We start from the raw sequence: 22,997 nt of genomic DNA on the forward strand, positions 1-22,997 counted from the left end.
ATAGAAACAACAACTGGATGAAAGTTCAGATAAAGCACATACTTACATTAAGCCTCATTTTTATGGGGCTTTCTGTTTTTTCTCAGGATGGAGAGTCTCTGGAAGATCTCTTCAAGGTAGACTATGACACACCTCTCACCCTTGACCTGGAAGAAGAGGAGAAGGAAAAAGAGGATGATCCCGTCGAAAAAAAGAAGAAAAAGAAGAAAAAACGTAACGTCTATTTTGGCATCAAAACCCGAAAAGCATCTACTCGAACGGGATTTGGAAATGATGTCGTTTATGAGCTTTTTAATGTCCTGAGAGAATATGAAGGGCCACCTGAATATGCAGCTGATTTTTACTGGTTTGACTATAAAAAGAAGAAAATCATGAACTCTCTAAAAGTGGATAAGAGAAATGCAGGTGTACTGCATGGTCCTTATCAAAAGATGCTGGGAGATCAGGTGTTGGAAGAAGGGTGGTATTACAAAGGCATGAAACACCGGCGATGGGTTCGCTTCAACAGGCATGATATCTTGCAAGACAAATCATACTGGTGGAAAGGTTGGCCACAGGAGTCTAAGCTGGCTTATTATGATTTCAACAAGACAAAGCTGAGAGAAGTGATCCCCGTACATTTTGGCGAAAAAGATGGAGAGTACTGGGCATTCCATAAAGATGGATCAGTGGCCGTGAGGGGTAACTATAAATTTGGACACAAGGTAGGTATGTGGAGAGAATATTATGATGGTGGTCGGGTGAAACGTGAAGTCATCTACCCTGATGACCCTTTTAACTTCAAGTTCAATCCCTACATCGCAAGAGAATGGGATAATAAAGGAGTTTTAATTTACGATCGCCAAAAATTTCTGAAGGGTCGGAATTAAAGAACAAGCTCCATTTGCACATTACATCGGGCATAGGGCGAACAGTAGCCCTTTGCATCTTTGAATCCAAGCTTTTGATATAAATGGATGGCTGGCTTTAATATGCTATTTGTCTCCAGGTATACTCGCTCCGCCCCTAATTCTTTTGCTTTTTCGATGGTAGCCAACCCAATCCTCCATCCTATTTTTTGTCCTTGTGCCTCCGGTGATACGGCCATTTTCGCTAACTCAAATACTCCATCATCCATCTTAATTAGCGCACACGTTCCAACCGGCTTTTCATCCATCTCTGCAATGAGAATTGCTCCTCCCTTGTCTAAAATATATCCTTGTGGATCACTAAGCGCCTTGTGATCTGACTCCTCCATTTCAAAATACTCATTAATCCATGCTTCATTGAGCTCCTTGAACGCAGTAGCATGATTAGGCTGAAAGTTGACAATCTCGATCATCTTTGATAGCTATAGAAAAGGCCCAAAATCATCACTATAACCGCCAAAGCAGCAATATTAATTCCCACCGCAAACCATAATAGTAAAAAAACCATGATCCACCAGAGAGGGAACGCAAAGAGGCCAATACCAAACTTAAGTGTGGAATGAAAAACCACATCCTCCGTATTCATAATAAAATGATGGATTATAAGGAAAGGAATCGGGTTCAACATTTTGGCGATGCGGTGATGAGACTTTTTTCTCACTTCATCCTGACTCTGAGATGGGATTAGCTCTTTAAGCTGTGAGAATGAAAGATGTTCATTCTGCTCCTGAAAAATCATCCTTTTTCTTAATTCATAGTCTTCTGTTTGTTCCGGAATGACCAGAGTTGCCTTCATGCCATCACTAATGGCATCCCTCATTCCTATTAGACCTTTCGCCCGGTCTTCATCATGGTTTTTGAGGTAGTCCCTGACACGAATTGGCATACCAAAACGGACGAGAACAGTGGATTGAGGATTTCGATGTTCAAAATAATTCAATCCAACGGGTAAAATCATCAAGTCATTTTCCAGCTCGGTCTGGCATTGAAGGGCCAGCCGAGCCGCACCTTTTGTAAGCGGTCGTAAAAAATATTCCCTTCCATGATTGCCCTCTGCAAACATCAAAACAGAACCATTCTTCCTGAATATTTCTTTACATGCAGCAAACACTTCATCATTTAATGCCAGCTTGGAATAACCGTCCCGTATACGATAAATCGGCATCATGTTCATCCATTTCATGACGGGGTTGATCCACCATTTAAACACATCGGAGCGAGTAAGAAAATGAATGGGTGTTGGAATAAACGCGCCAACAATCAGTGGATCAATCAGGGCATTTTGATGATTAGGCGTAATCAGTAAAGGAACTCCTTTGGGTACATTTTCAATTCCCTCAATCCTGATCCTTCGAAAATACAGCCGAAGCATGACCTTGATGAAAACCTTAAACGAGGTGTAAAAGGCTTTCATTTAGACCAACTCTTCCGTATTTATCAATGTAAGCTTCACTTTATCGATCCGGTTTTCCTCCATGGTAAAAATGGTGATGACAAATGGAGGAATTTCAATGATTTCATTGACCTCAGGAATATCCTCATGATAGGCGAAAATCAATCCTCCCAGCGTATCATACTCACCTTCGGGCAGAGAAAGCTCGTAACGATCATTCAGGTAATCAATCTCATGACGTGCACTAAAAATGAAGTTGTATTCATCCAGTTGCTGCTCAGTCAAATACTCATCATCGTGCTCATCTCGGATCTCTCCAAAAATCTCTTCTATCACGTCCTCTATACTTACCAATCCGGATGTGCCGCCATACTCATCCACTACCAGGGCCAGACTTTTTCTATCTGTGATAAACTGGATCAAAAGCTCATTGACGAGCATCGTCTCCGGAACAATGGGTATCTCTGCCAGAATGGATTTAATATCTTCTGGTTTTTTAAAGAGTTCCAAAGCATGGCAATAGCCAATCACATCGTCGATGGATTCTTTGTAAATCAAAATCTTTGAGTGTCCACTTTCTACAAAATGCTCCTTTAATTCTTCTATAGAGTCGTTTACATCAACAGCTACGATCTCCGTTCGGGGGATCATACATTCCCGCACCTTGATCGTTTTAAACTCTATAGCATTATTAAAGATTTTCGCATCTATTTCAGCCTCCTCTTCATCTCTAATATTCAGGATATTGTTTTTGATGTAATTATTCAGGTCTGTAAGACCGAAGACAGGCTTTTCATCAGAAAGCTTGTATCCAAATACCCAGATAAAGACGGATGATATCTTAACCACCAGAAATACGATAGGATACATCAGGATATATATTGCTCCCATAGGAAAGGCAAAAAGTCTCAGGGAGAAGTCGGGGTTGATTAAAAACAGACTCTTTGGTAAAAATTCGGCTGTTAGTAAAACCAGAGCAGTAGAAATTATGGATTGAACAATCAAAACCGCAACATCCGATGCTATCGCCACTGGTAGAAGGGAAACAATTACCGGCTCAAGAATGGCCGCCATAAAAATACCATATAGTACCAGGGCAATATTGTTTCCAACAAGCATCGTGGCTAGAAACTGCGACTGGTTGCCCGTGAAAAGCGAAAGGATTTTACCACCAAAAGAACCTTTCTTCTTCAACACCTCAATGTGAAGTTTATCTGCTGATACAAACGCGATTTCCATTCCTGAAAAAAACGCCGAAAACAACAAACAAAGGAGTATGATCAAATAGGGGAATGGATCATCCATGCTTTCGCTTCTTTTTCTTGTGCTTTTTAGAGGCCTTTTTTAACTCTTCTTTTTCTCTGGATTGTCTTTGGCCCTTGCGATAACCATATAAAAATAAGAGTGCGAGGCTAAACATAAAAATCCAATAGGATTCAGCTATGCCAACAACAATTGCCTGATCAATACCAATGATGAAGGTAACGAAGATCAACACAAAGAGTATTACATCAAATAATCTCATTGATCTTCTTTGATTGGTCTGAGAGGAACATCTCTTTGAAAAGGACGGTTTGGATCATCTTCCAAAGTAAACGTCCCACTTGGTTTTAAGATTCGGTACTCCGTAAAATCCTGATTTGATTCCATACCTTCACCTGTATGTACTTCATCTTCAGATTTGATGGTTACAAACTTGTCAGTATAAAATTTTTCCTCGCTTTGATCCCAAAATAGCTCCTCTGTATTCAATTGGTCTTGTTTCACATTGCTTCTTACAACTACATCACCTTCCGCCCGATATAGATTATCGGCTTGTGTGAAGTACACATAGTTTGCAGAAAAATAACTAGTCACCTGACCTCTTTTATTAAGCCACTCTATATAAAATCCGTTTGGCCATTCCCTGTCCCCGTTTTCAAAGTTATTCTGAACATCTGCCTTCATCTTCATTACCACTATTCCTGAATCGCTCAGCAAGGTGATAGCGCTATCCATAGATGAAAGTGGCCCATCATATTGGGGGGCATCCACTAGTTCCTTTCGCTGATCACATGCTAAAAAGATTACCCAAAGGCTTAAAACCAAAAAGCGACCCGGAATAGACTTCCAGGCCGCATATATGTTTCTGATTGATTTGATATTAATTCGCAGGTCTTCTTTCAAGTGCTACTGTCACATTTATCCAACACCCTACAGTGATTGACTGGCCTTCTTCCATACCCTCATTGAATATATCTTCGATGGAAGGGAATTGTGCTTTGGCTGCTGCCATAGCACTGCTATTTCCCGCTTTTCTATACTCATTATAAGCGGCAATAAATACAGCCCGATCCTGCACCTGACTTTCTTCTTTTTTGCAGTCATTAAAGCTATTCATGTAAAGATCCCCGATTACCTTATATGCATCCGAATAAGAAGGATCAAATGAAAGCGCTCTTCTTGCGCTATTTCTAGCTGTAGACTTCTGACCATTTTTCATTTGTATACGAGCGATACTTACGTACATCTCTGCCTTTTCAGCGTTATCATCAGTAAGACCAGCAGCCTCCTCGAAATATTCGATAGCTTTTGCATCGTTTCCATCCTGAGCATTCTTTTGTGCAAGGAATTTAGCTACTCCATAGGTTGGCTCATTTTGCTGTACAATTCCAGCTGCTTTCAAAGCAAGCGGGCTATCCAGGCATTTTCCGGCAAGCATCAAACCGAAAATTTTCTTGGCCATATTAAGATCATCTCCCTGTCCTAATTTAGGCCCCAGTTTTTCTTCTACAAACTCACAGCTAATCTCCACTTTAGTAGCTGTAAGAATCTTATCAACCTGATCAAGCATTTTATCATAGCGCTTTTTATTATTCCCGGTCACACGACTCTTTTGTTCGTTAAGTGCTTCGGAAATAGCCGAGTAAAGATTGATCACATCCTCGTCACTTAGGTTTCCGCCTGTGATCCTGTGTTTATATATTACCAGCATATATGCCACCAGGTTTCCACTATTCATATCCGCTCCATTCGCCTCAAAAGCTTTGGTATATAGTTCATATAGGTAAGGATACTTATCCTGATCCTTACCATAGAACTGATAAGCAAATGTGGCTTTTCTATCCATGATATCTGCCTTGTCTTCCGGATAGACTTCCATTCTAGTGTCATGAAGGTCTAATGCTTTTTGGATATATTCATCTTTTTTGGCAGGATCGCTTGTCTTCTCGGCCAATCCTTCATAAACCTTTATCCCATTGATATAAATGGAAGGATTTAGATCTGGTGTGTTTGTAAGCAACCAGTTCAATGGTTCAACTGCCGCTTGGTAGTTTTTCGCTTTAAGAGCATCTGTGTAGAGTACATTTTTCTCCTTTGCTTTATCAACTTGCTCGCCCCAATTCCATCCATTTTGAGCATCTGCTCCAAACGCAAGTAATAAGATAAAGGATGCTCCGAGTATTTTAGTAATCGTCTTCATAACTTACTTTTTACTAATCATATTTTCGTTTTATGAACCATCTGTCATTGATGGTTGCTCCTATAACAACTTTATAATAAGTTTCCTTAATCAATCCATTTGTTGATTCTCCAAGTTGCCCCCATTTAAAGGCTAAATCCAAACTTGAAAAGCCACTAACTGGTAAAGAGGCACCAAAATTAATACCAAAATCAGTAAGTGCCTGATTATTTACGATATATGGGAGCTTGTGATAGTTGAAGCCGGCTGAATACTTGGCACGCTTCCAATAGGAGCTTACATTATCAAAGTCTGGTGTCCAACCTATTCCAAGGGCCATTTTTACACTGTTATTATAAGTTTGACTACCAGATCCAGCACCTTCCCACCGTTCGGATTCTATGTCAAACCCAATGGTATATTTATTTAACTTCTGGTAAGAGACTCCAAAACCAAATGTTCCAGGAAGATCAAACTGGATAGTTTGTGAGCCAACTTCAACTGTCTCCAATTCAGAGCCTGTAGGGGAAAGTCTGATCAGTGAAAGTTCGGAAGCACCATTGAAAGGAGTTTGTGGAGAGAAAGTCGCCCCAAAATTTAAATACGTTTCCTCTGACAGGGTATGTCTATACCCTAAACCAAACAAAAAGCTGAGGTCAGAGTATGATTCCAGCTGCTCATAAGTGATGTTACTTACAGGCACATCGCTTCCTCCAATGGAGATTGTCGAGGTTTTTTCTATGGACCCAAACGTGTAATTTGCTCTAACTCCTACCAGGAATTTCTCTTTAATCATAAAACCATTCGACCAAAAAAGGTTAGTGAGGCCACCCTCACCACGATTGTCAGAAATCTGATTCACTTCTTCATTAGTGCCATCTACAGTGCCTTGTGAAAACGTGTTGTAGCTTACAGAACTGTAAGGAAGAATCCCAAAAGATGAAGACCATTTGCCCGGCATAATTGGAAAAGCATATCCTAGAAACCTAAGGCCTCCATCGGTATCTTTTCCTGAAACCTCATCTCCTGTAAAGCTTCTTCGATCCACTTCTAACCCAACCTGGAAGGTGCTAAATTTATTGTAAACAAGGTTTGCCGGATTTTGGGTGTTTATATGCCAGATGGTTGGTGTTCCAATTCCCACCTCTCCCATCGCAACGTTATTAGGCATTCCTTGATGGTTGAGACTGCCCAGACCCTGAAATGAGTAAATGGACTGTGCCTGCACAAACTGTCCTAAAATAAACCAACAGGCAACCCCTGCTAAAATCCTTTTCATTATTGCTGATACTTCCAAATTCGGTATAGACCCTTCTGCACAATTTTTGAGCCAGCAAAGATGTGAGCTTTTAGCTTGGATTCAAAGTAATGAGCGTCTCCACCTGTTATAATCGTGTTAAGACTTGTGAAATCCTGCCTCATTGTCTGCAAAACGCCATTTATTTCATGAATGATACCCCAAAAAGAGCCGCTGAAAAGGCATTCTTTGGTTGATTTCCCGAGTTCACCAGACATTATTCTTTCCCATTCGTTAGAAATATCAGGCAAGCTGTCTGTGAAATGTGACATGGCTTTCATGCGCATTTTCAAGCCTGGCGCAATGACTCCTCCTCTAAACACTCCTTCCTTTTCTACTAAATCAATAGTCATGCATGTGCCTAAATCAATAATCACATTATTTTGATCAGGAAACATCTCCATCGCTCCTACAGCGGCGGCTATTCGATCAGCACCAAGGGTTTCCGGTGTTTTATAGTCCAACTCAATGGGAAGTTTACTGAGGTGAGATAATGAGGTGATATTTTTTCTACCGACAATCCATTTATCTAATTTCTTCACTGAAGAAACCATCAGAGGAACGGATCCATAATGTTCAATTATTAAAAGTAATTCTTCTTTCCAAACCCTAGTATTTACAAACTCTCCATTTATTACTTCTGTGGTTTTCACTGAGGTATTACCCACATCTATCAATATTACCTCTATCTTTTCAGCCATAGGCGAATAATTCATTGCAAAGAAAATGAAAAGAACGTATTCCATCATAGGAGGAATGGCTGGCTCATCTATGGATGGACTGGATCTTTCTCACATAATCTTCGAAGAAAAAAATAACAGTTGGGGTTTTCATCTTAAAAAAAGCGAAACCATACCGTATGATGATGTAATTCATGCCCTTTTAAAAGATTCCTCCAGCATGAGCACAAGTAAACAGCATGAGTTGGACCGTCAATTTGGTAAGTGGATCGGTAATAAAATCAACTTATTTAAATCAGATATTGATGTAATTGATTTTGTGGGAGTTCATGGCCACACGGTTATTCACTCGCCATCAGATAAAATAAGCTGGCAATTAGGACGAGGAGACATCATTGCTAAAGAAATTAAGCTTCCCACCATCACCGAATTCAGAACGAAAGATGTGCAAAACGGAGGACAAGGTGCTCCGCTAGTTCCTTTCGGGGATTTTAAGCTTTTCCCAGAATATGATGCATGTCTGAATCTTGGTGGAATAGCTAACTTGTCATTAAAAGAGAATCAGACAGCCTGGGATATTTGCCCTTGCAATCAAGTACTCAATTTTTACGCAAAAAAAATGGGTGATCCATTCGATGCGAATGGGGAACTTGCTAAAAAGGGGGAAATAGATTCCGAATTCTATAATCTAATTTCTGAAATTGATTTTTTCAAGCAACCTCCACCTAAATCTCTACCTAATAATTTTATCAGCTCTAAAACTCTTGAATCGGTTAAACCTTTTAATGGTCTTCGCACCTATTGTCAAGTCATTGCAGAACAAATTAAAGCATCTCTTTACCAAACAAATCCTGGCAAATTGCTGATCACCGGTGGTGGTGCTTTCAACAACTTTCTAATTGAATTAATTAAGCAGGGGCTTAATAAATGGGAAATAGTTGTGCCAGAGTCAAAACTGATCAATTTTAAGGAATCATTGATATTCGCTTTTCTAGCCCTCAGAAGGTTCAGGAATGAAATCAACGTGCTCGCTTCAGTGACAGGTGCTAGCAAAGACTCCTCTTCAGGTGTGATTCATCTTCCTTAATGATTAGATTTGCGCCCTCAAAATATTGAAGTGCTACAATGAAAGAACTCCTAAAAAAATTTGAAGACAAAACACCAGAAATCGTTTTTGAATGGTCTGATCCTGAAACTGAAGCTCAAGGATGGGTTGTGATCAACTCTCTGAGAGGTGGTGCTGCCGGTGGCGGAACTCGTATGCGAGTGGGACTGGACAAAAGAGAAGTTGAATCACTGGCTAAAACAATGGAGATCAAGTTTACCGTCTCAGGACCACAAATCGGTGGTGCCAAATCAGGGATCAATTTTGATCCTAATGACCCTCGAAAGGAAGGAGTACTTAAAAGGTGGTACCATGCTGTTTATCCATTGTTGAAAAATTATTACGGAACAGGTGGAGACCTGAATGTGGATGAAATTCATGAGGTTATCCCCATAACAGAGGATTTTGGACTTTGGCACCCACAAGAAGGTATTGTAAATGGACATTACAATCCTCGTAAACCCACTAAAATCCACATGTTGGGACGTTTGAGACAAGGGGTTTCCAAGGTTTTGGAGGATCAGGAGTATATCCCTAATTCGCCGAAAAAGTATGTGGTAGCTGACATGATCACTGGATATGGAGTGGCCGAAGCTGTACGTCATTATTACCAAATCTGGGGTGGCAACATCAATGAAAAAAGAGCGATCATTCAGGGCTGGGGAAATGTTGGGTCCACTGCGGCACTTTACCTGGCTAAATATGGAGTTAAAATCGTAGGAATTATTGACCGTGAAGGTGGCTTGATGAACACCGAGGGGTACGACCTGGATGATATCAAGAAATTATTCCATGACAAGGAAGGCAACAAGTTAGTTGCGGATGATATGATCCCTTTCGAAAAGATAAATAAAGAAATTTGGTCAATGGGCGCTGAAATATTTATTCCTGCTGCAGCTTCAAGACTTGTTTCAAAAGAGCAAGCAGAATCTATGATTAATAACGACCTTGAAGTAGTTTCATGCGGTGCTAACGTACCATTTTCAGATACTGAGATTTTCTATGGCCCTATCGCAGAGTTCGTGGATAAAAAGGTTTCCTTGCTGCCTGACTTCATTGCGAACTGTGGAATGGCAAGAACATTTGCTTTCCTGATGGATCCGGAAAATGACAGTGTGCTTACGGATGCTGATATTTTCAATGATTGTTCTAAAACAATCGGTTCGGCCTTACAAGCTGTTCATAAAGAGAATAATACCCGAGTAAATCTTGCTGAGACCGCTTTTACCATTTCGTTAAATAAGCTTGTTTGATTTTCAGTAGGTTTGTTTTTGTCTGCGCTAATGATAACTTTATTATTAATCAGTAACGCCTAAGTATGATCGGTCGAATTCTTGTTGCCATTTTATTAATGAGTGCAATCTTGGTGGCGCAAGCCGATGATTCGGTGCAGTCGCATGAGCAACAGGAAACTCATCAAACCCTTGAGCAAGGCGGAGAAAGTCAGTCAGATCATGAAGGAGGGACCAGTGAAGGGCATCACTCCAAAAAGCCGGCAGGATGGAGTGTAATCCCATTTGTGTTGTTGTTGCTCATGATTGCGACAGGACCACTTTTTTACCCGCACTTCTGGCACAAAAGCTATCCCGTCATCTCAATCATACTTGCCTTCATTGTTTGCACCTATTATTTATTCTACCTAAATAACTATCACAGTCCAGTACATTCCACAGCGGAGTATATTCAGTTTATTGCCCTTCTTACGGGTCTATTTGTTGCTTCTGGTGGGATATTGATAGTGGTGGACAAAGAAGCCAAACCGCGAACAAACGTCATTATTCTGGCCATTGGGGCAGTCATAGCAAATATTATTGGCACTACAGGAGCATCCATGCTTTTGATACGTCCTTTCATACGGTTGAACAGCAATAGGATCAAGCCGTATCACATTGTATTCTTTATTTTTATTGTGAGTAATGTGGGTGGCTCATTAACCCCAATCGGTGATCCTCCGCTATTCCTGGGGTTCCTGAAGGGCATCCCATTCGAGTGGACGCTCATTCATAATTTCGTTCCATGGGTAATCGCCTGCATTATCCTCATTACTTTTTTCTACTTCTACGACATCCGAAACAAGGCAGACTATGCTAAAATGAGAGGCGAAGAGGATGAAATCAAAGCCCCAACAGGCCAGGTTTCCTTGAAAGGAAGAAGAAACTTTATCTGGCTGGCAATCGTAGTGGGTGCGGTTTTTCTGGATCCAAATGTTTTTGATTGGGTACCAGGCATCATATATGAAGGTCAGAAATTTTCCTACATCAGAGAAATCATAATGTTACTTGCGGCCCTGGGATCTTATCAGTTTTCTGATTTGCAAGCCATCCAGGGAAATGAGTTCAGTTTTGAGCCAATTCGGGAAGTGGCGTTTCTGTTTATCGGTATTTTCTTCACCATGATGCCTGCCCTTGAGCTAGTAAGTCAATTTGCTCAGTCACCTGAAGGTGAAAAATTAATACGTCCAAGTACACTATACTGGGGTACAGGAGTTTTAAGTGGTTTTCTTGACAATGCGCCTACCTATGTGAACTTTTTGACTGCCTCCATGGCAAGTGTTGGAGCTGATGTCAATAAAATTCAGGAAGTCATTGCTTTTGCTAATAATGAGTATCGTGAATCACTTCTTTCATTAATGGCAATTTCGCTTGGTGCAGTTTTCTTCGGTGCATTCACTTACATCGGAAATGGGCCTAATTTCATGGTAAAATCCATTGCAGAGCAGGTTGGTATCAAAATGCCATCGTTCTTTTCGTACATTGTGAAGTACTCAATCCCAATTCTTTTGCCGATGTTAATAATCATCTGGCTCATCTTCTTTATGGGGCATTAAATTTTACCCTTAGCTAGTACATCATATTATCAAATAATTTTTCCTTTATTTGTGGTTAATTACTTAATTTGAGTTGCGCCCTCACTAATAAATAATCGCCTAACGAATGCTACTGAATTTATTTACGGGACAAAATGAAGGACTCCTTTTTGGAGTCTTCGGAATTATTATTGTCCTGTTCCTGATCGTAGACCTGGGGGTTTTTCATAAAAAGCATCAGAAAGTATCCCAAAAGGAAGCCCTTCAGCAATCTATTTTCTGGGTATTGGTTTCTGTTGGTTATGGCGCCCTGATTTACTTTTATGGTGAAGGGTCCCAAGCGACTCTTGAATTTTTCTCTGCTTATGTAACAGAGAAGGCACTTTCAGTAGATAATATTTTTGTGATCCTCTTGATTTTGAGGTACTTCAACGTCAAAGAAGAATACTATCATAACATCCTTTTCTGGGGTATTCTTGGTGCAATCGTTTTTCGTGCCGTATTCATTTTCGTAGGTGCCCTACTTATCGCAGAGTTCCATTGGATTCTTTACATCTTCGGTGTTTTCCTGGTTTATTCAGGTATTAAGCTTTTCGGTGAAGATGATGATATGGAGCTGGAGCCCGAGAAAAACCCTTTGTTGAAGGCTGCCAAAAAGATACTTCCAATGAGTACTTCCGATAAAGGAGGAAAGTTCTGGCTCAGAGAAAAAGGGAAACTTCTGTTTACCCCTCTTTTTCTTGTTATTATTCTTATAGAATCTACTGACTTAATTTTTGCCGTAGACTCCATTCCGGCCGCTTTTGCCATTACACAGAATGAGTTTGTAATCTACACCTCCAATATTTTTGCTGTGATGGGATTGAGAGCCATGTTCTTCTTATTGGCCAACGTGCTGGATAAATTTTATCTACTACAAAAAGGATTATCCGTAGTGCTGATATTTATTGGAGCTAAGATGTTAGCTGAGATTTTCGATATCCATGTTCCGATATTCCTCTCCTTTACCATCATCATTGGAGCACTGGTGCTGGCCATTGTGCTGTCACTAATCTTTCCAAGGGAAGAGGACCCTGAGGAAATCATACAGGAAAAATTACCGGCCGACGAGTAAGCTTATTTCTCCAGACTTTTCACGCTTTCCATCACTTTGTCCCTCAGACTATCTTTATATTTCTGAAGATTGTTGGCGATCGAGTCATCTGATGCGCCTACAATTTCAGCGGCTAAAATGCCGGCATTTTTGGCACCATCCAGTGCTACTGTAGCAACTGGAATTCCACCAGGCATTTGAAGGATGGACAGGATTGAGTCCCAGCCATCAATGGAATTGCTGGACTTTACGGGTACTCCTATAACCGGGAGTGTGGTAAGAGATGCAACCATCCCTGGTAGGTGAGCGGCTCCACCAGCTCCTGCTATGATAACCTGAAGCCCTTTGCCTCGTGCTCCCTCAGCGTATTCGAGCATACGATGAGGGGTTCGGTGAGCAGATACAATGGTTAGCTCATAATCAACTCCAAGCTCTTCCAAAATATCAGCAGCCTGCTGCATGACTGGAAGGTCTGATTTGCTTCCCATGATAATACCAACTTTCGGTGATGCCATTATGCTTTTACTTTTAGTGTTTCTTTTACCTTTCGTGCTTTTACTTTCAAACTATCTATCGAATCATCAGTGATAGTCACATGACCCATTTTTCTGAAAGGTTTCGTCAGTTTCTTTCCATAAAGATGCACATAAACTCCTTTCATTGCCATGCAGGGTTCCATTCCTTCGTATTGTGCATTGCCTGTGTGACCATCTTCTCCCAGCAGGTTTACCATTGCTGCTGGTGTAATCAATTCTGCAGAACCCAGTGGGAGGTTTAGAATGGCCCGCAGGTGTTGTTCGAACTGTGAGGTACGATTGGCCTCTATAGTATGATGACCTGAATTATGTGTTCGAGGAGCAACTTCATTTACAAGAATATCTCCCTCTTTCGTCAAAAACATCTCAACTGCAAGGAGACCTACCATGCCCAGCTTCTCTATCACATCCTTTGCAAGCTTATATGCTTTGTCCTCTAATTCTTTATTGATCTGTGCCGGAGCAAAAAGAAATTCTACCAGGTTCTGTTCGGGATGATAAGAAAGCTCAACAACTGGAAAGCATTCCATGTCACCCATTTCATTTCTGGCAACTACTACACTGAGCTCCTTTTCAAAATCAACAAGTTTTTCCAGAAGTCCCGGCTTATCAAAAACTTTGACTAAATCAGCCTCCGTTCGTATCATTTGCACTCCTCTTCCATCATAACCCTCAGTTCCCAGCTTATTGACGGCAGGCAGCATTTCTTTATGCGTCGCTACATCTGCCGCATTTCCTGTGAGTACGAAATCTGAAGTAGGGATGCGGTTAGCTTTGTAAAAAGTCTTTTGTTTCCGTTTATCCTGAATCAACTCTATTATTTCCGGTTGAGGATAGACTTTTTTACCCTCTTCCTGTAACCGCTTTAAAGCCGCAACACTAACGTTTTCCATCTCAATAGTTAATAAATCAAATTGCTGCCCCCACTGGTAGACATACGCTTCATCAGTGAGTTTTCCCACTGAAAAATTCTTGACTAAATGAGCGCACGGAGCATTTTCGTCCGGATCCAAAATGGAGATATCCAGGTTGTAGTTGATTGCACTTTGGATCATCATACGGCCGAGCTGGCCTCCTCCAAGCACTCCGATTTTTATATCTGTAATGTCTTTTACTGGCATGGGGCAAAGATAACCTTACAAGTAGTTTCAGTGTTATTGAAATATGATCAAGTATCTTTAGTACATGGAAAAGGATAAAAAGAAGGCAAAGAAGAAGGCGAAAAAAGAAACCAATGAAGAGGAAAAAGAAATTGAAAAAGGTGGGTTTCCTGAGAACGTGGATTTCAAAAAATTCCTAGGCTGTGGGGGTTAGAAGCTTTCTCTGAATAATCCATTCCGCTACAAAAAGATTAGGCACCCAACAAAACCAAGAAATGGCCTGATAGGCTTCAGGCTCAGGGATTCCCATTGCAATCATCAGAGGCATGAAAACCCTCAAGGTCACCGCACCTAAAGTCACAGCAAAGCTTCGGATCATCCATCGCTCGTGTGCACCAATATCTCTTCGCTTGATACTGGCAAAAGCCATAGCTGTAAACCCAAACCAACATGCGGCCATCATTCCAAAACCCAACACATTATTAAAGCCGCCATTGGCATACATAGCCATGTAAAATGCCGCAGGTGAGCTGCATAAGACAATTGCGATGATGTAGGCATAACCTATCCTCCTGTGAGTATTTAAATGCTTTGTCCTGAAATTTTTCAGGAACTGAGTCCAGCCAATACCCAAGGCAATGGCTCCACCAATGAAGTGCATATGAAAAGCTACACGCCATCATGCAACGTCCGCTATTCCATTCGTCTTGAACGAGTAAAAATCTTCTCTGAATAGGTGAGAAAGGGCATAAAGAGCAACTCCAATGCACAAAAAGCCATAAAAGCCGTTTCTAACGTTGATGATCGTCTTTGTAGCCATGGCATGAATTTACTCAGAAACAAAAACTCTCTTTACACGATTGCTCACATTTGTGAGTATTTCGTAAGGTATGGTGTGAGCCCATCTGGATAGCTCCCTGATGGTTGGGTTACTTCCGAAGATGATCACCTCATCTCCTTCTTTTGTATCAACATCCGTCACATCTACCATTGTCATATCCATACAAATATTCCCAACTGTGGGACATAGTTTCTCTCCTATGCTTACAAACGCATTCCCATTTCCGAATACACGCGAATACCCATCCTCATAGCCAATAGGAAGAACAGCTATTTTACTGTCCCTATTGATTTTACCCATGCGTGAATAGCCCACCGTATCTCCCGCCTTTAGGTTCTGTATTTGAGAAATCACCGTTTTAAGCTGACTACTATTTCTCAAACTCAATTGTCCAGTAGGGTCGAAACCATGTAAACCAATCCCCAGCCTCACCATATCATAATGATACTGAGGCCACCTTACCATCGCCGGAGAGTTGCAAGCATGTCTCAGCGGTGCGTATCCTATGGCAGCAGTGATTTTCTTGTATGCCTCTTCAAAAAGCTTGGCCTGATTAATAGTAAAAGCATCCTCGTCTACTACATCTGAACTGGAAAAATGGGTGAAAATCCCTTCAACTTTCACCTGAGGGTTTTTAGTTAAAAGGTAAATTAGCTCTCCTACCTGTTCAGTCGAAAACCCTAATCGGTGCATTCCTGTATCAATTTTAATATGCACTTTCGGGTGTTCTTTCGTATCGTTCAATAACCGTTTCAGGTATGAAATACTAAAAATTTCTGCTTGAAGGTCGTATTGCTCAAACTGATCGAAACTCTCGATATGAGGGTTCATGATCATGATTGGAATATTAATCCCGTTCTTTCTCAATTGAATCGCCTCATCTACATAAGCTACTCCCAGCATATCTACGCGTTGGTGCTGCAAAAAATTAGCTACCTCCAGCAACCCACTACCATACGCGTTGGCTTTCACCATGACCATGAGTTTGGTTGACGGATTTAATAGTGAACGATATTGGTTGAGGTTATGCTGAAGCGCTTCAAAATTAACCTCCAGCACAGTGCCATGGCTTCTTTCCTCCAGCCGCTGAACCACTCGCTCCAACTCGAAATTTCTCGCCCCTTTCACCACAATCATCTCATTATGAAAATCAGGCAGATTATTAAGCAGATCTTCGGTGCTTTCAAAAAACTCTGCATCCACAGAGAATGAATTTGCACATGCTTTAATTCGCTCTCCAACCCCAACCAGTCGGGTAATATCTTTCGCTTTTAGAAGCTTCGCTATCTCTTCGTAGAGATCATGGTCTTCTTTGCTGGAATGTAGGATGTCAGAAAGAATGAGTGATCGTTTTGCATTCTGCTTGTGAGATTCCAGATAATCCAGCGCCACCTTCAGTCCGACCTCATCATTGTTGTAGGAGTCATCCAGAATATAGCATCCATTGATTCCTTTCTTCAACTCCAAACGCATCGGCACACCTTCTATCAAATCAACTCCTTTTTGAATTTGATCATGATTTAATCCCAGCTCCAAGGCAACAACTATTGCATGTGTCAAATTCTCTAATTGAGTGGGTGTGTCAAATGCTGATAAGTATGTTTCGCCATTTACCCGGACATTTCCACTTTCCCACTGGACAAAAAAATCTGCATTTTTTTTTAAACTCCAAGAGATTACTCTATTTCCAAGATTGCTCTTAACCTGCTCAAAATACGAAGTATCCTTTTTGCAAACGACTTGTTCAGCTGAATTGAATAACTTCAATTTCTCGGATAGCTTTTGCTCTCGAGACTCAAACCCATCATCATGCGCCTCCCCCAGGTTGGTAAAAACTCCCAATGTTGGTTTGATCATCTTCTCCAGTTTTTCCATTTCACCAACACGTGAAATACCCGCTTCAAAAACACCAATCTCATGCCCTGTTCTCATTTCCAAAAGGGAAAGCGGAACACCAATTTGGGAATTAAAACTTTTCGGGCTTTTAACCACAAAAAACTGCTCGGAAAGAATGGTGGATAACCACTCTTTCACAGTTGTTTTCCCATTGCTGCCCGTTATACCCACAACAGGAATATGCAATTGAGTCCGATGGGTGGCTGCAACCTGCTGAAGGGCATCAAGAGAGTTATTGACGATCAGAAAATTGCCGTTTGGATGATCGGGTTCTTTTTCGACGATGAAATTCTTAACACCTTTCTCTACAGCGTTCGAGATGTAATCATGGCCATCTCTTTTGCCCTTTATGGCTACAAAAACTTCGCTGGTACTTCCTGAGAGCGTCCGTGTATCAGTGGAAAAACGGGTGACATCAAGATCTTCTGAAATCTTAGTTCGACCTTTGGTGATGTTTTTTAGCTGAGAAAAAAGCATTCACCTAAATTATCAATTCCATCTCAAACTGATTGACTTGATTTTCAAAACCACAGGCTTTTAAAAATGCGTCAAACCCGATCTCCTCTTCAGGGATATTCATAATGAACAAGTGCTTCTCTGTATATGTCTGTGCTTTTCTGATCAGAGATAAGCCTACATGATTGTGACGATGTATCCGACTGACAGCTATTTGCGAAATCCGACCCAGGTGTGGTTGCATAATGAGATGTCCAATAGAATTACCAGACTCATCCTTTGCCAGGAGCACTTGTTCATTCCCCCTTTTCAACTGGTCACCACTATCAATAAAGCACGGATTAAAATCAACAAAAGAAAAATCAACATCCTGCATCTCACCTTCTACTACTTCAACCTCGGGTTTGTCATCCAATTGCTTAACTTTCTTGTAGCATTTAAATCTTCGCTTAAATGTGAATCCGATTTTTTCATAGAGCGCTATGGCATAAATGTTTGTTTCGACCACCTCCAGTAGAATTCGTGCCAGGGACTTTTGCTGGATTCGTGGAATCAGAAAATCATAAACCTGAGCGGCTACCTGCTGGTTGCGAAAGCCAGGGAGTACACCAGTGCCTCCATTGTAAGCAGTTGGGATTCCCTCATAAAGATTGGAACTATGTAAGATAAAGCCAACCATTTCATCCCCATCGAAGGCTGCTGCAGATATTTCCATATCAAGAAGAAGTTTCTTATGGATACGATAATTGAAGTCATCCAATGAAGGCTGGAAACGAACTTCATTATTGGCGAAGGAAGATGTAAATGTTCGATATAGAGGATTTAAATCCTCGTTGCTCAACAATCGTATATTCATCTAATTACTTTAGACTTAAAGGAACTTACTTGTCCTCATTTACTCTTATAACTTGTGCATTAATAAAATTAAGCCGATCTGACCAAAAGGAAAACCCTTCATGCAATTAGACGAGTTAGAAAAATGTATTGATCTGGAGGTAGTAAAAACCGAAAAGAGAAGACTGGAAATATTTATCGGGATTCTCATTATAGGTTTGGTATTGCTACTAACCAATATGATCTTCTTTCCCACAACGATCTCCGATACATTTGTTGATGATAGGAGCATCAAATTGGGGGTGTACACTACCTCTGCATTTGTAGTTATTCTCTTAATCTCCCGGTGGATGGTCGGAAAAATTGCCGATTGTGAGAAACCACTACCAATATGGTACAAATACTACTCGGTCATCTCGGACTCAGTAGTTCCCTTTATCTGGCTCTATTTCATAATCAAATGGGAAGGCAGTGGTATCTTCCTTGACTCCCCATTGATATTCATTTTTGTGCCAATCATTATCGTTTCTGCCCTTTATTTAAACTTTTGGATAAGTTTCCTTAATGGAATCTTAATTTCCACTCTCTACATTGCAATCATAACCTGGACATTCGATACATATGACACTGCATCTATGTTACCACCCATCGTTTACTACACAAAAGCAGTGATGTTTTTAATTGCAGGAATATGTGCAGGTCTGGTTGCTAAAGAATTAAATAAAAGGTTGACCATATCTATCAAAACACAGGAAGAGCGAGACGAAATTGAGCAACTGTTCAGTAAACAAGTATCAAAAGAAGTGGTGCAGGCACTAACGCAAACAGATGGTGCCAGTTTTAAGATCAAAGCTTCGGTGCTTTTTCTTGATATAAGGGACTTTACTCAAAGAGCACAACTGCTCTCGCCCGAGGAGGTGAATAAATTCCAAAATCAGTTTTTTGGTCCTATCATGGACTGCATCCATAATCACGGCGGAATGATTAATCAACTGATGGGTGACGGACTGATGGCAACATTTGCCTCGGAGGAGGGTGATTCACCGGAGAATGCTTTTAAGGCCGCCAGAGACATCCTATCAACGGTTAGTAAAATGAATAAATCAGAGTGGAGCGAGGAAATTAAAGTAGGAATTGGAATCCACAACGGAGAGATCATTGCAGGGAATATTGGTAACAATACTCGTCAGCAATTCTCCATTTCCGGCATTCCTGTAATAACAGCGGCACGATTGGAACAGATTACCAAAGACTACAATTGCTCATGGTTGGTTTCTTCTGCTTTTTATGAGGACATCAAACACCTCGCGCTTAATGGAACGTCAATGGGACATGTGAAACTAAAAGGAATTGACAAGGAAATGGAAATCATCAAACTTGCCTAATAAGTGAAGTTTTTCGATCGTGATCTCAGCTGGCTTTCATTTAACTACCGAGTGTTGATGGAGGCGATGGATGAAAGTGTCCCACTTCTTGAGCGTTTAAGATTTATTGCGATCTATTCTTCAAATCTCGATGAGTTTTTTAGAGTGAGAGTTGCCAGTATCCGTAACATCAAACAAATCGATAAGAAGAAAATCAACAAAAAACTTGATTTCAACGCATCTGATTTATTGGTCGACATTCACAATGAGGTAAGCCACCAGCTAGATCAATATGGCAATGCCATGAAAGCCATTATTAGCCAGCTGAAGGAACAAAATCAAATCATTTGTACAGACACTTCAGAAATACCCAATGAATTAAATAACAAGCTCCTTGCCTATTTTAAGACATCCATTTCTGCCTTCCTTCGACCGAAAAAGCTGGATAAGAACACCGAAATTTTTTTGAATAATCAGGCCATCTATTTAGCAGTCCAGATGGAGAGTAGTGAGGTTTCCATTCTAAATATTCCAACTGATCATCTTCCCAGATTCTCAACATATGAAGTGGGAAATAAAACCTATTACACCTTTCTGGATGATGTCATACGTCTCCATTTAGATTTGATTTTCCCGGGTGAAGCCGTCAAAGGTGCCTACTCTATCAAACTCAATAAAGATGCTGAACTCCAAATTGATGATGAATACTCCGGTAATCTGGCCAAGAAAATCGAAAAGCAAATCCAAAAAAGGAATCTCGGAACGCCTGCTCGATTTTTATTTGATATTGATATGCCCGATGAGGTGCTTTCCACTTTAGCCGACAAGCTGGAGCTCTCTTCTGATGATATTGTAACTGGTGGTCGATACCACAACCTCAATGATTTCTTCCAGATAGATCCCAAAAATTCAAGCCTTGTTTACGATGATCAATCTCCTGTACCCGTTTTCTCCTTACAGAACTCCAGATCAATTCTAAAAAGCATCATTCAGAAAGACTACCTGCTCCACTTTCCTTACCAGCCGTATGACTATGTACTACAGTTTTTCAATGAAGCTGCTATTGACCCGGAGGTTGAGGAAATCAATGTGACCTTTTATCGTATGGCTAAAAAATCGACCATAGCGGAAGCACTGATAAGTGCTGCCCAAAATGGAAAAAAAGTGTCTGTATTCATGGAGGTAAAGGCGCGCTTTGATGAGAAAAACAACCTGGACTGGGCAAGGAAAATGCGAGCGGCTGGAATTAAAATCGTCTATAGCCTACCGGGGTTAAAGGTTCATGCCAAAGTTGCTTTGGTGCGAAAGACCAACAGGATGTTTGCCTTTTTTGGTACAGGCAATCTCAATGAAAAAACTTCAGAAATCTACTGTGATCATGGACTTCTAACATCAGATTCATACATGACCCTGGAGCTTCACAACCTCTTTCAGTATTTACTCACAAAATACACACCTCCTCCATTTGAGAAGCTTATCGTCTCGCAGTTTGGAGCTTATGAGAAGTTCATTGAAAAGATTGATCGGGAAATCGAAAACGCAGAAGCGGGGAAGGAGGCTCGAATTATTGTAAAAGTGAATAACCTCCAAGAACAAACACTGATCAGGAAACTCAAAGAGGCCGCCAAAAAGGGAGTCGACATCAAATTGATTGTCCGCAGTATTTGTTGCTTAGTTCCAAGCAAAAACCTGAAAGTAAAGCGCATTGTTGATCGCTACCTTGAGCACGGTCGCGTGTTTTACTTTCATAATGATGGAGAGCAAGAAATATACCTTGGATCAGCAGATTGGATGAATAGAAACCTGCATAGACGAATCGAGGTGTGTTTCCCTATCACAGATGATGCAATGAAGCAAGAGATTCTTACCATCTTAAAGTTTCAATGGAAAGATGATATTAAGGGAGTTTGGATAAGCTCGAAAATGGAAAATAAGAGACCAAAAGTCGAACACGAAATACAAGCCCAATCAGCGACCTATAATTATCTTAAAGGTCAATATGGATAAGGGGATTTGAAGAAAAGCTCAGCCACAATAAAGCCAAGTATCGCAAGTACAAACCCAAACATGAAAATCGTATAGCTAATCCTCAGTAATCGATATTTCTTTCCCAGTACGGCTCCCAAATAGTAAATGTCCTTAATCATACTTCCATATAGGTAGTCTGCATCCTGAAGCATTTCCTTCATTCCCCATTGATAATCTTCCAGCTTCATGCGATGAAAGTTTCCAAAGAACAGGAGGTTTGCTTTTTTATTGATGATATCCTCGTGCTTGAAACGTCCTTTGGAAACATTGGGGCGAGTAGCTAACACTGCAAAAACAATGGTAGTTAAACAGACCAACGTTAGTAAGATTGCCGGTATGGTCATGTGCGGATATTCCTCCAGCTTCCTGATCAATACGGATACCAAGACCGACAAAATGATTGAATTGATGGAAATCATAATGTTCGCCTTGTTGTCAGCAATCGCGCTGAGCTCCATGTGGTTTTTTGAGGTCGTTCGAAACATCGTCTCAATGCCACGCGTTGGCTTGAGCTCTTTCGCCTTTTTCACCTTCTTTTTGAGCTTGGTGACCTTTTCTTCCAGCTCGTCTACTTTTTCTCCTTTTTCCATGATTTTAGGCGATCACGTACTTTTTTTAGATTTTCTTTTACGGCCGATTCGTAATTCTTCTTTGCGTAATCTGTAAAAAAACAGTGCTTATCCAGAAAATCCTGATTCATTTCCAGCCATTCCGATTCAGGAATCTTACACACCTTCGTTTTCTCAATTTCCTTGTGAAGTAGGTCCGATTTGGCAAAGTAATTATGATCTGCCAAATGCATCATATCTGCATCACATATGACCTGTTCAAGTGGGTTTTGTGGATTTTGTGGCATTTGAGTTGCCATAATACAACCAGCTACTTTTTCAATTCTATCTTCAGGATAATCATGCTTTTTCAAAAAATCATGTGCCATCTGAGCACCATTTTTTTCGTGATTTTCACATCCCTTCGTATAGCCGATATCGTGAAACCACGCTGCAATCGTCAAAACCTCTGTGTCCCCCTCACTAAGCCCTTGTTTATCTGCAATTTCCTGTACAGAATTGACTACATCTAACGTATGATTGATGGAGTGATAAGTCATGTTATCCGGCAACTCTTTCGTCAGCACCTTGATCGCATGATCCTTTACCTGTCTCAGAATTTGATTCCTGGTTTCCATTCCTTCCAAATCAATTCACAAAATAGAACAAA

The 22,997-nt window shown here is 40.8% G+C and carries 24 protein-coding genes; 8 read left to right on the top strand and 16 right to left on the bottom strand.

All coding sequences use genetic code 11. The features are described 5' to 3' along the window. Positions 1-17: 17 nt before the first annotated feature. Complete coding sequence (locus ACOQON_RS15790) at positions 18-869, top strand: toxin-antitoxin system YwqK family antitoxin (protein ID WP_420576388.1); 852 nt, start codon at positions 18-20, stop codon at positions 867-869. Here ACOQON_RS15790 and ACOQON_RS15795 read toward each other — a convergent pair. From ACOQON_RS15795 to ACOQON_RS15830, 8 genes are read right to left on the bottom strand one after another with little or no spacing between them, the layout of a single operon-like run. Next, positions 866-1,321 carry a GNAT family N-acetyltransferase gene (locus ACOQON_RS15795; protein WP_420576389.1) on the bottom strand — a complete coding sequence of 152 codons (456 nt, stop codon included), beginning with the start codon at positions 1,319-1,321 and terminating at the stop codon, positions 866-868. The two genes, ACOQON_RS15790 and ACOQON_RS15795, sit on opposite strands and share 4 nt — an antisense overlap. Continuing rightward, positions 1,318-2,322: a 1-acyl-sn-glycerol-3-phosphate acyltransferase gene (locus ACOQON_RS15800; RefSeq protein ID WP_420576390.1), complete on the bottom strand. Its 1,005-nt coding sequence runs from the start codon at positions 2,320-2,322 to the stop codon at positions 1,318-1,320. Before ACOQON_RS15800 ends, ACOQON_RS15795 begins: the two co-directional genes overlap by 4 nt. Beyond that, a complete protein-coding gene (locus ACOQON_RS15805) occupies positions 2,323-3,606 on the bottom strand; it encodes a hemolysin family protein (RefSeq protein WP_420576391.1) in 1,284 nt (427 codons plus the stop codon). Beyond that, entirely contained in the window at positions 3,599-3,826 is a 228-nt protein-coding gene (locus ACOQON_RS15810) for a hypothetical protein (protein ID WP_420576392.1), read from the bottom strand. The genes ACOQON_RS15805 and ACOQON_RS15810 overlap by 8 nt, the downstream gene beginning before the upstream one ends. Continuing rightward, positions 3,823-4,467 carry an LPS export ABC transporter periplasmic protein LptC gene (gene lptC / locus ACOQON_RS15815; protein ID WP_420576393.1) on the bottom strand — a complete coding sequence of 215 codons (645 nt, stop codon included), beginning with the start codon at positions 4,465-4,467 and terminating at the stop codon, positions 3,823-3,825. The genes ACOQON_RS15810 and lptC overlap by 4 nt, the downstream gene beginning before the upstream one ends. Next, positions 4,445-5,764 (bottom strand): tetratricopeptide repeat protein, encoded by a 1,320-nt coding sequence (locus tag ACOQON_RS15820; protein WP_420576394.1) that lies wholly within the window; start codon positions 5,762-5,764, stop codon positions 4,445-4,447. The genes lptC and ACOQON_RS15820 overlap by 23 nt, the downstream gene beginning before the upstream one ends. 13 nt (positions 5,765-5,777) lie before the next feature. Continuing rightward, positions 5,778-7,022 (bottom strand): hypothetical protein, encoded by a 1,245-nt coding sequence (locus ACOQON_RS15825; RefSeq protein WP_420576395.1) that lies wholly within the window; start codon positions 7,020-7,022, stop codon positions 5,778-5,780. Continuing rightward, on the bottom strand, positions 7,022-7,741 hold the full coding sequence (locus tag ACOQON_RS15830; protein WP_420576396.1) for a type III pantothenate kinase: 720 nt from the start codon (positions 7,739-7,741) through the stop codon (positions 7,022-7,024). Before ACOQON_RS15830 ends, ACOQON_RS15825 begins: the two co-directional genes overlap by 1 nt. Before the next feature lie 25 nt (positions 7,742-7,766). Here ACOQON_RS15830 and ACOQON_RS15835 point away from each other — a divergent pair, with 25 nt between their 5' ends. From ACOQON_RS15835 to ACOQON_RS15850, 4 genes are all read left to right on the top strand, one after another. After that, a complete protein-coding gene (locus ACOQON_RS15835) occupies positions 7,767-8,807 on the top strand; it encodes an anhydro-N-acetylmuramic acid kinase (RefSeq protein WP_420576397.1) in 1,041 nt (346 codons plus the stop codon). A gap of 38 nt (positions 8,808-8,845) precedes the next feature. After that, positions 8,846-10,078, top strand: coding sequence for a Glu/Leu/Phe/Val dehydrogenase dimerization domain-containing protein (locus ACOQON_RS15840; RefSeq protein ID WP_420576398.1), 1,233 nt, complete (start codon positions 8,846-8,848; stop codon positions 10,076-10,078). Positions 10,079-10,176: 98 nt separating this feature from the next. Then, positions 10,177-11,652, top strand: a complete 1,476-nt coding sequence (locus ACOQON_RS15845) for a sodium:proton antiporter (RefSeq protein WP_420576399.1) — start codon at positions 10,177-10,179, stop codon at positions 11,650-11,652. A gap of 106 nt (positions 11,653-11,758) precedes the next feature. Continuing rightward, positions 11,759-12,745: a TerC family protein gene (locus ACOQON_RS15850; protein ID WP_420576400.1), complete on the top strand. Its 987-nt coding sequence runs from the start codon at positions 11,759-11,761 to the stop codon at positions 12,743-12,745. Positions 12,746-12,747: 2 nt separating this feature from the next. Here ACOQON_RS15850 and purE read toward each other — a convergent pair whose 3' ends face one another. Further along, on the bottom strand, positions 12,748-13,239 hold the full coding sequence (gene purE / locus ACOQON_RS15855; RefSeq protein WP_420576401.1) for a 5-(carboxyamino)imidazole ribonucleotide mutase: 492 nt from the start codon (positions 13,237-13,239) through the stop codon (positions 12,748-12,750). Further along, a complete protein-coding gene (locus ACOQON_RS15860; RefSeq protein WP_420576402.1) occupies positions 13,239-14,381 on the bottom strand; it encodes a 5-(carboxyamino)imidazole ribonucleotide synthase in 1,143 nt (380 codons plus the stop codon). The genes purE and ACOQON_RS15860 overlap by 1 nt, the downstream gene beginning before the upstream one ends. Before the next feature lie 64 nt (positions 14,382-14,445). Here ACOQON_RS15860 and ACOQON_RS15865 point away from each other — a divergent pair, with 64 nt between their 5' ends. Beyond that, on the top strand, positions 14,446-14,574 hold the full coding sequence (locus ACOQON_RS15865) for a hypothetical protein (protein WP_420576403.1): 129 nt from the start codon (positions 14,446-14,448) through the stop codon (positions 14,572-14,574). Here the strand turns inward: ACOQON_RS15865 and ACOQON_RS15870 are convergent. The 4 genes from ACOQON_RS15870 to ACOQON_RS15885 are packed head-to-tail and all read right to left on the bottom strand — an operon-like array spanning position 14,557 to position 18,409. After that, the gene (locus ACOQON_RS15870) at positions 14,557-15,021 is read right to left on the bottom strand and encodes a DUF2306 domain-containing protein (protein WP_420576404.1); all 465 of its coding nucleotides are present in this window, start codon (positions 15,019-15,021) and stop codon (positions 14,557-14,559) included. The genes ACOQON_RS15865 and ACOQON_RS15870 overlap by 18 nt on opposite strands. 18 nt (positions 15,022-15,039) lie before the next feature. After that, positions 15,040-15,180 (bottom strand): hypothetical protein, encoded by a 141-nt coding sequence (locus ACOQON_RS15875; protein WP_420576405.1) that lies wholly within the window; start codon positions 15,178-15,180, stop codon positions 15,040-15,042. A 9-nt stretch (positions 15,181-15,189) separates the two neighbouring features. Beyond that, complete coding sequence (locus ACOQON_RS15880; RefSeq protein ID WP_420576406.1) at positions 15,190-17,574, bottom strand: bifunctional UDP-N-acetylmuramoyl-tripeptide:D-alanyl-D-alanine ligase/alanine racemase; 2,385 nt, start codon at positions 17,572-17,574, stop codon at positions 15,190-15,192. Between the two features lie 4 nt (positions 17,575-17,578). Then, a complete protein-coding gene (locus ACOQON_RS15885) occupies positions 17,579-18,409 on the bottom strand; it encodes a GNAT family N-acetyltransferase (protein WP_420576407.1) in 831 nt (276 codons plus the stop codon). A gap of 100 nt (positions 18,410-18,509) precedes the next feature. Here ACOQON_RS15885 and ACOQON_RS15890 point away from each other — a divergent pair, with 100 nt between their 5' ends. Beyond that, positions 18,510-19,772: an adenylate/guanylate cyclase domain-containing protein gene (locus ACOQON_RS15890; protein ID WP_420576408.1), complete on the top strand. Its 1,263-nt coding sequence runs from the start codon at positions 18,510-18,512 to the stop codon at positions 19,770-19,772. A 3-nt stretch (positions 19,773-19,775) separates the two neighbouring features. Beyond that, positions 19,776-21,758 carry a polyphosphate kinase 1 gene (gene ppk1, locus ACOQON_RS15895; protein ID WP_420576409.1) on the top strand — a complete coding sequence of 661 codons (1,983 nt, stop codon included), beginning with the start codon at positions 19,776-19,778 and terminating at the stop codon, positions 21,756-21,758. Here the strand turns inward: ppk1 and ACOQON_RS15900 are convergent. Beyond that, positions 21,746-22,369, bottom strand: coding sequence for a Pycsar system effector family protein (locus ACOQON_RS15900; RefSeq protein WP_420576410.1), 624 nt, complete (start codon positions 22,367-22,369; stop codon positions 21,746-21,748). The two genes, ppk1 and ACOQON_RS15900, sit on opposite strands and share 13 nt — an antisense overlap. After that, positions 22,348-22,965 carry an HD domain-containing protein gene (locus tag ACOQON_RS15905; RefSeq protein WP_420576411.1) on the bottom strand — a complete coding sequence of 206 codons (618 nt, stop codon included), beginning with the start codon at positions 22,963-22,965 and terminating at the stop codon, positions 22,348-22,350. The genes ACOQON_RS15900 and ACOQON_RS15905 overlap by 22 nt, the downstream gene beginning before the upstream one ends. Positions 22,966-22,997 lie beyond the last annotated feature (32 nt).

Source organism: Ekhidna sp. (genome assembly GCF_965221965.1).
GTDB lineage: Bacteria > Bacteroidota > Bacteroidia > Cytophagales > Cyclobacteriaceae > Ekhidna.

Bases quoted from the DNA above. Each gene is read 5' to 3' on its own strand.
- ACOQON_RS15790 (WP_420576388.1), top strand. From the start codon at position 18: ATGAAAGTTCAGATAAAGCACATACTTACATTAAGCCTCATTTTTATG.
- ACOQON_RS15795 (WP_420576389.1), bottom strand. From the start codon at position 1,321: ATGATCGAGATTGTCAACTTTCAGCCTAATCATGCTACTGCGTTCAAG.
- ACOQON_RS15800 (WP_420576390.1), bottom strand. From the start codon at position 2,322: ATGAAAGCCTTTTACACCTCGTTTAAGGTTTTCATCAAGGTCATGCTT.
- ACOQON_RS15805 (WP_420576391.1), bottom strand. From the start codon at position 3,606: ATGGATGATCCATTCCCCTATTTGATCATACTCCTTTGTTTGTTGTTT.
- ACOQON_RS15810 (WP_420576392.1), bottom strand. From the start codon at position 3,826: ATGAGATTATTTGATGTAATACTCTTTGTGTTGATCTTCGTTACCTTC.
- ACOQON_RS15820 (WP_420576394.1), bottom strand. From the start codon at position 5,764: ATGAAGACGATTACTAAAATACTCGGAGCATCCTTTATCTTATTACTT.
- ACOQON_RS15825 (WP_420576395.1), bottom strand. From the start codon at position 7,022: ATGAAAAGGATTTTAGCAGGGGTTGCCTGTTGGTTTATTTTAGGACAG.
- ACOQON_RS15830 (WP_420576396.1), bottom strand. From the start codon at position 7,741: ATGGCTGAAAAGATAGAGGTAATATTGATAGATGTGGGTAATACCTCA.
- ACOQON_RS15835 (WP_420576397.1), top strand. From the start codon at position 7,767: ATGAAAAGAACGTATTCCATCATAGGAGGAATGGCTGGCTCATCTATG.
- ACOQON_RS15840 (WP_420576398.1), top strand. From the start codon at position 8,846: ATGAAAGAACTCCTAAAAAAATTTGAAGACAAAACACCAGAAATCGTT.
- ACOQON_RS15845 (WP_420576399.1), top strand. From the start codon at position 10,177: ATGAGTGCAATCTTGGTGGCGCAAGCCGATGATTCGGTGCAGTCGCAT.
- ACOQON_RS15850 (WP_420576400.1), top strand. From the start codon at position 11,759: ATGCTACTGAATTTATTTACGGGACAAAATGAAGGACTCCTTTTTGGA.
- purE (WP_420576401.1), bottom strand. From the start codon at position 13,239: ATGGCATCACCGAAAGTTGGTATTATCATGGGAAGCAAATCAGACCTT.
- ACOQON_RS15860 (WP_420576402.1), bottom strand. From the start codon at position 14,381: ATGCCAGTAAAAGACATTACAGATATAAAAATCGGAGTGCTTGGAGGA.
- ACOQON_RS15865 (WP_420576403.1), top strand. From the start codon at position 14,446: ATGGAAAAGGATAAAAAGAAGGCAAAGAAGAAGGCGAAAAAAGAAACC.
- ACOQON_RS15870 (WP_420576404.1), bottom strand. From the start codon at position 15,021: ATGCACTTCATTGGTGGAGCCATTGCCTTGGGTATTGGCTGGACTCAG.
- ACOQON_RS15875 (WP_420576405.1), bottom strand. From the start codon at position 15,180: ATGGCTACAAAGACGATCATCAACGTTAGAAACGGCTTTTATGGCTTT.
- ACOQON_RS15880 (WP_420576406.1), bottom strand. From the start codon at position 17,574: ATGCTTTTTTCTCAGCTAAAAAACATCACCAAAGGTCGAACTAAGATT.
- ACOQON_RS15885 (WP_420576407.1), bottom strand. From the start codon at position 18,409: ATGAATATACGATTGTTGAGCAACGAGGATTTAAATCCTCTATATCGA.
- ACOQON_RS15890 (WP_420576408.1), top strand. From the start codon at position 18,510: ATGCAATTAGACGAGTTAGAAAAATGTATTGATCTGGAGGTAGTAAAA.
- ACOQON_RS15900 (WP_420576410.1), bottom strand. From the start codon at position 22,369: ATGGAAAAAGGAGAAAAAGTAGACGAGCTGGAAGAAAAGGTCACCAAG.
- ACOQON_RS15905 (WP_420576411.1), bottom strand. From the start codon at position 22,965: ATGGAAACCAGGAATCAAATTCTGAGACAGGTAAAGGATCATGCGATC.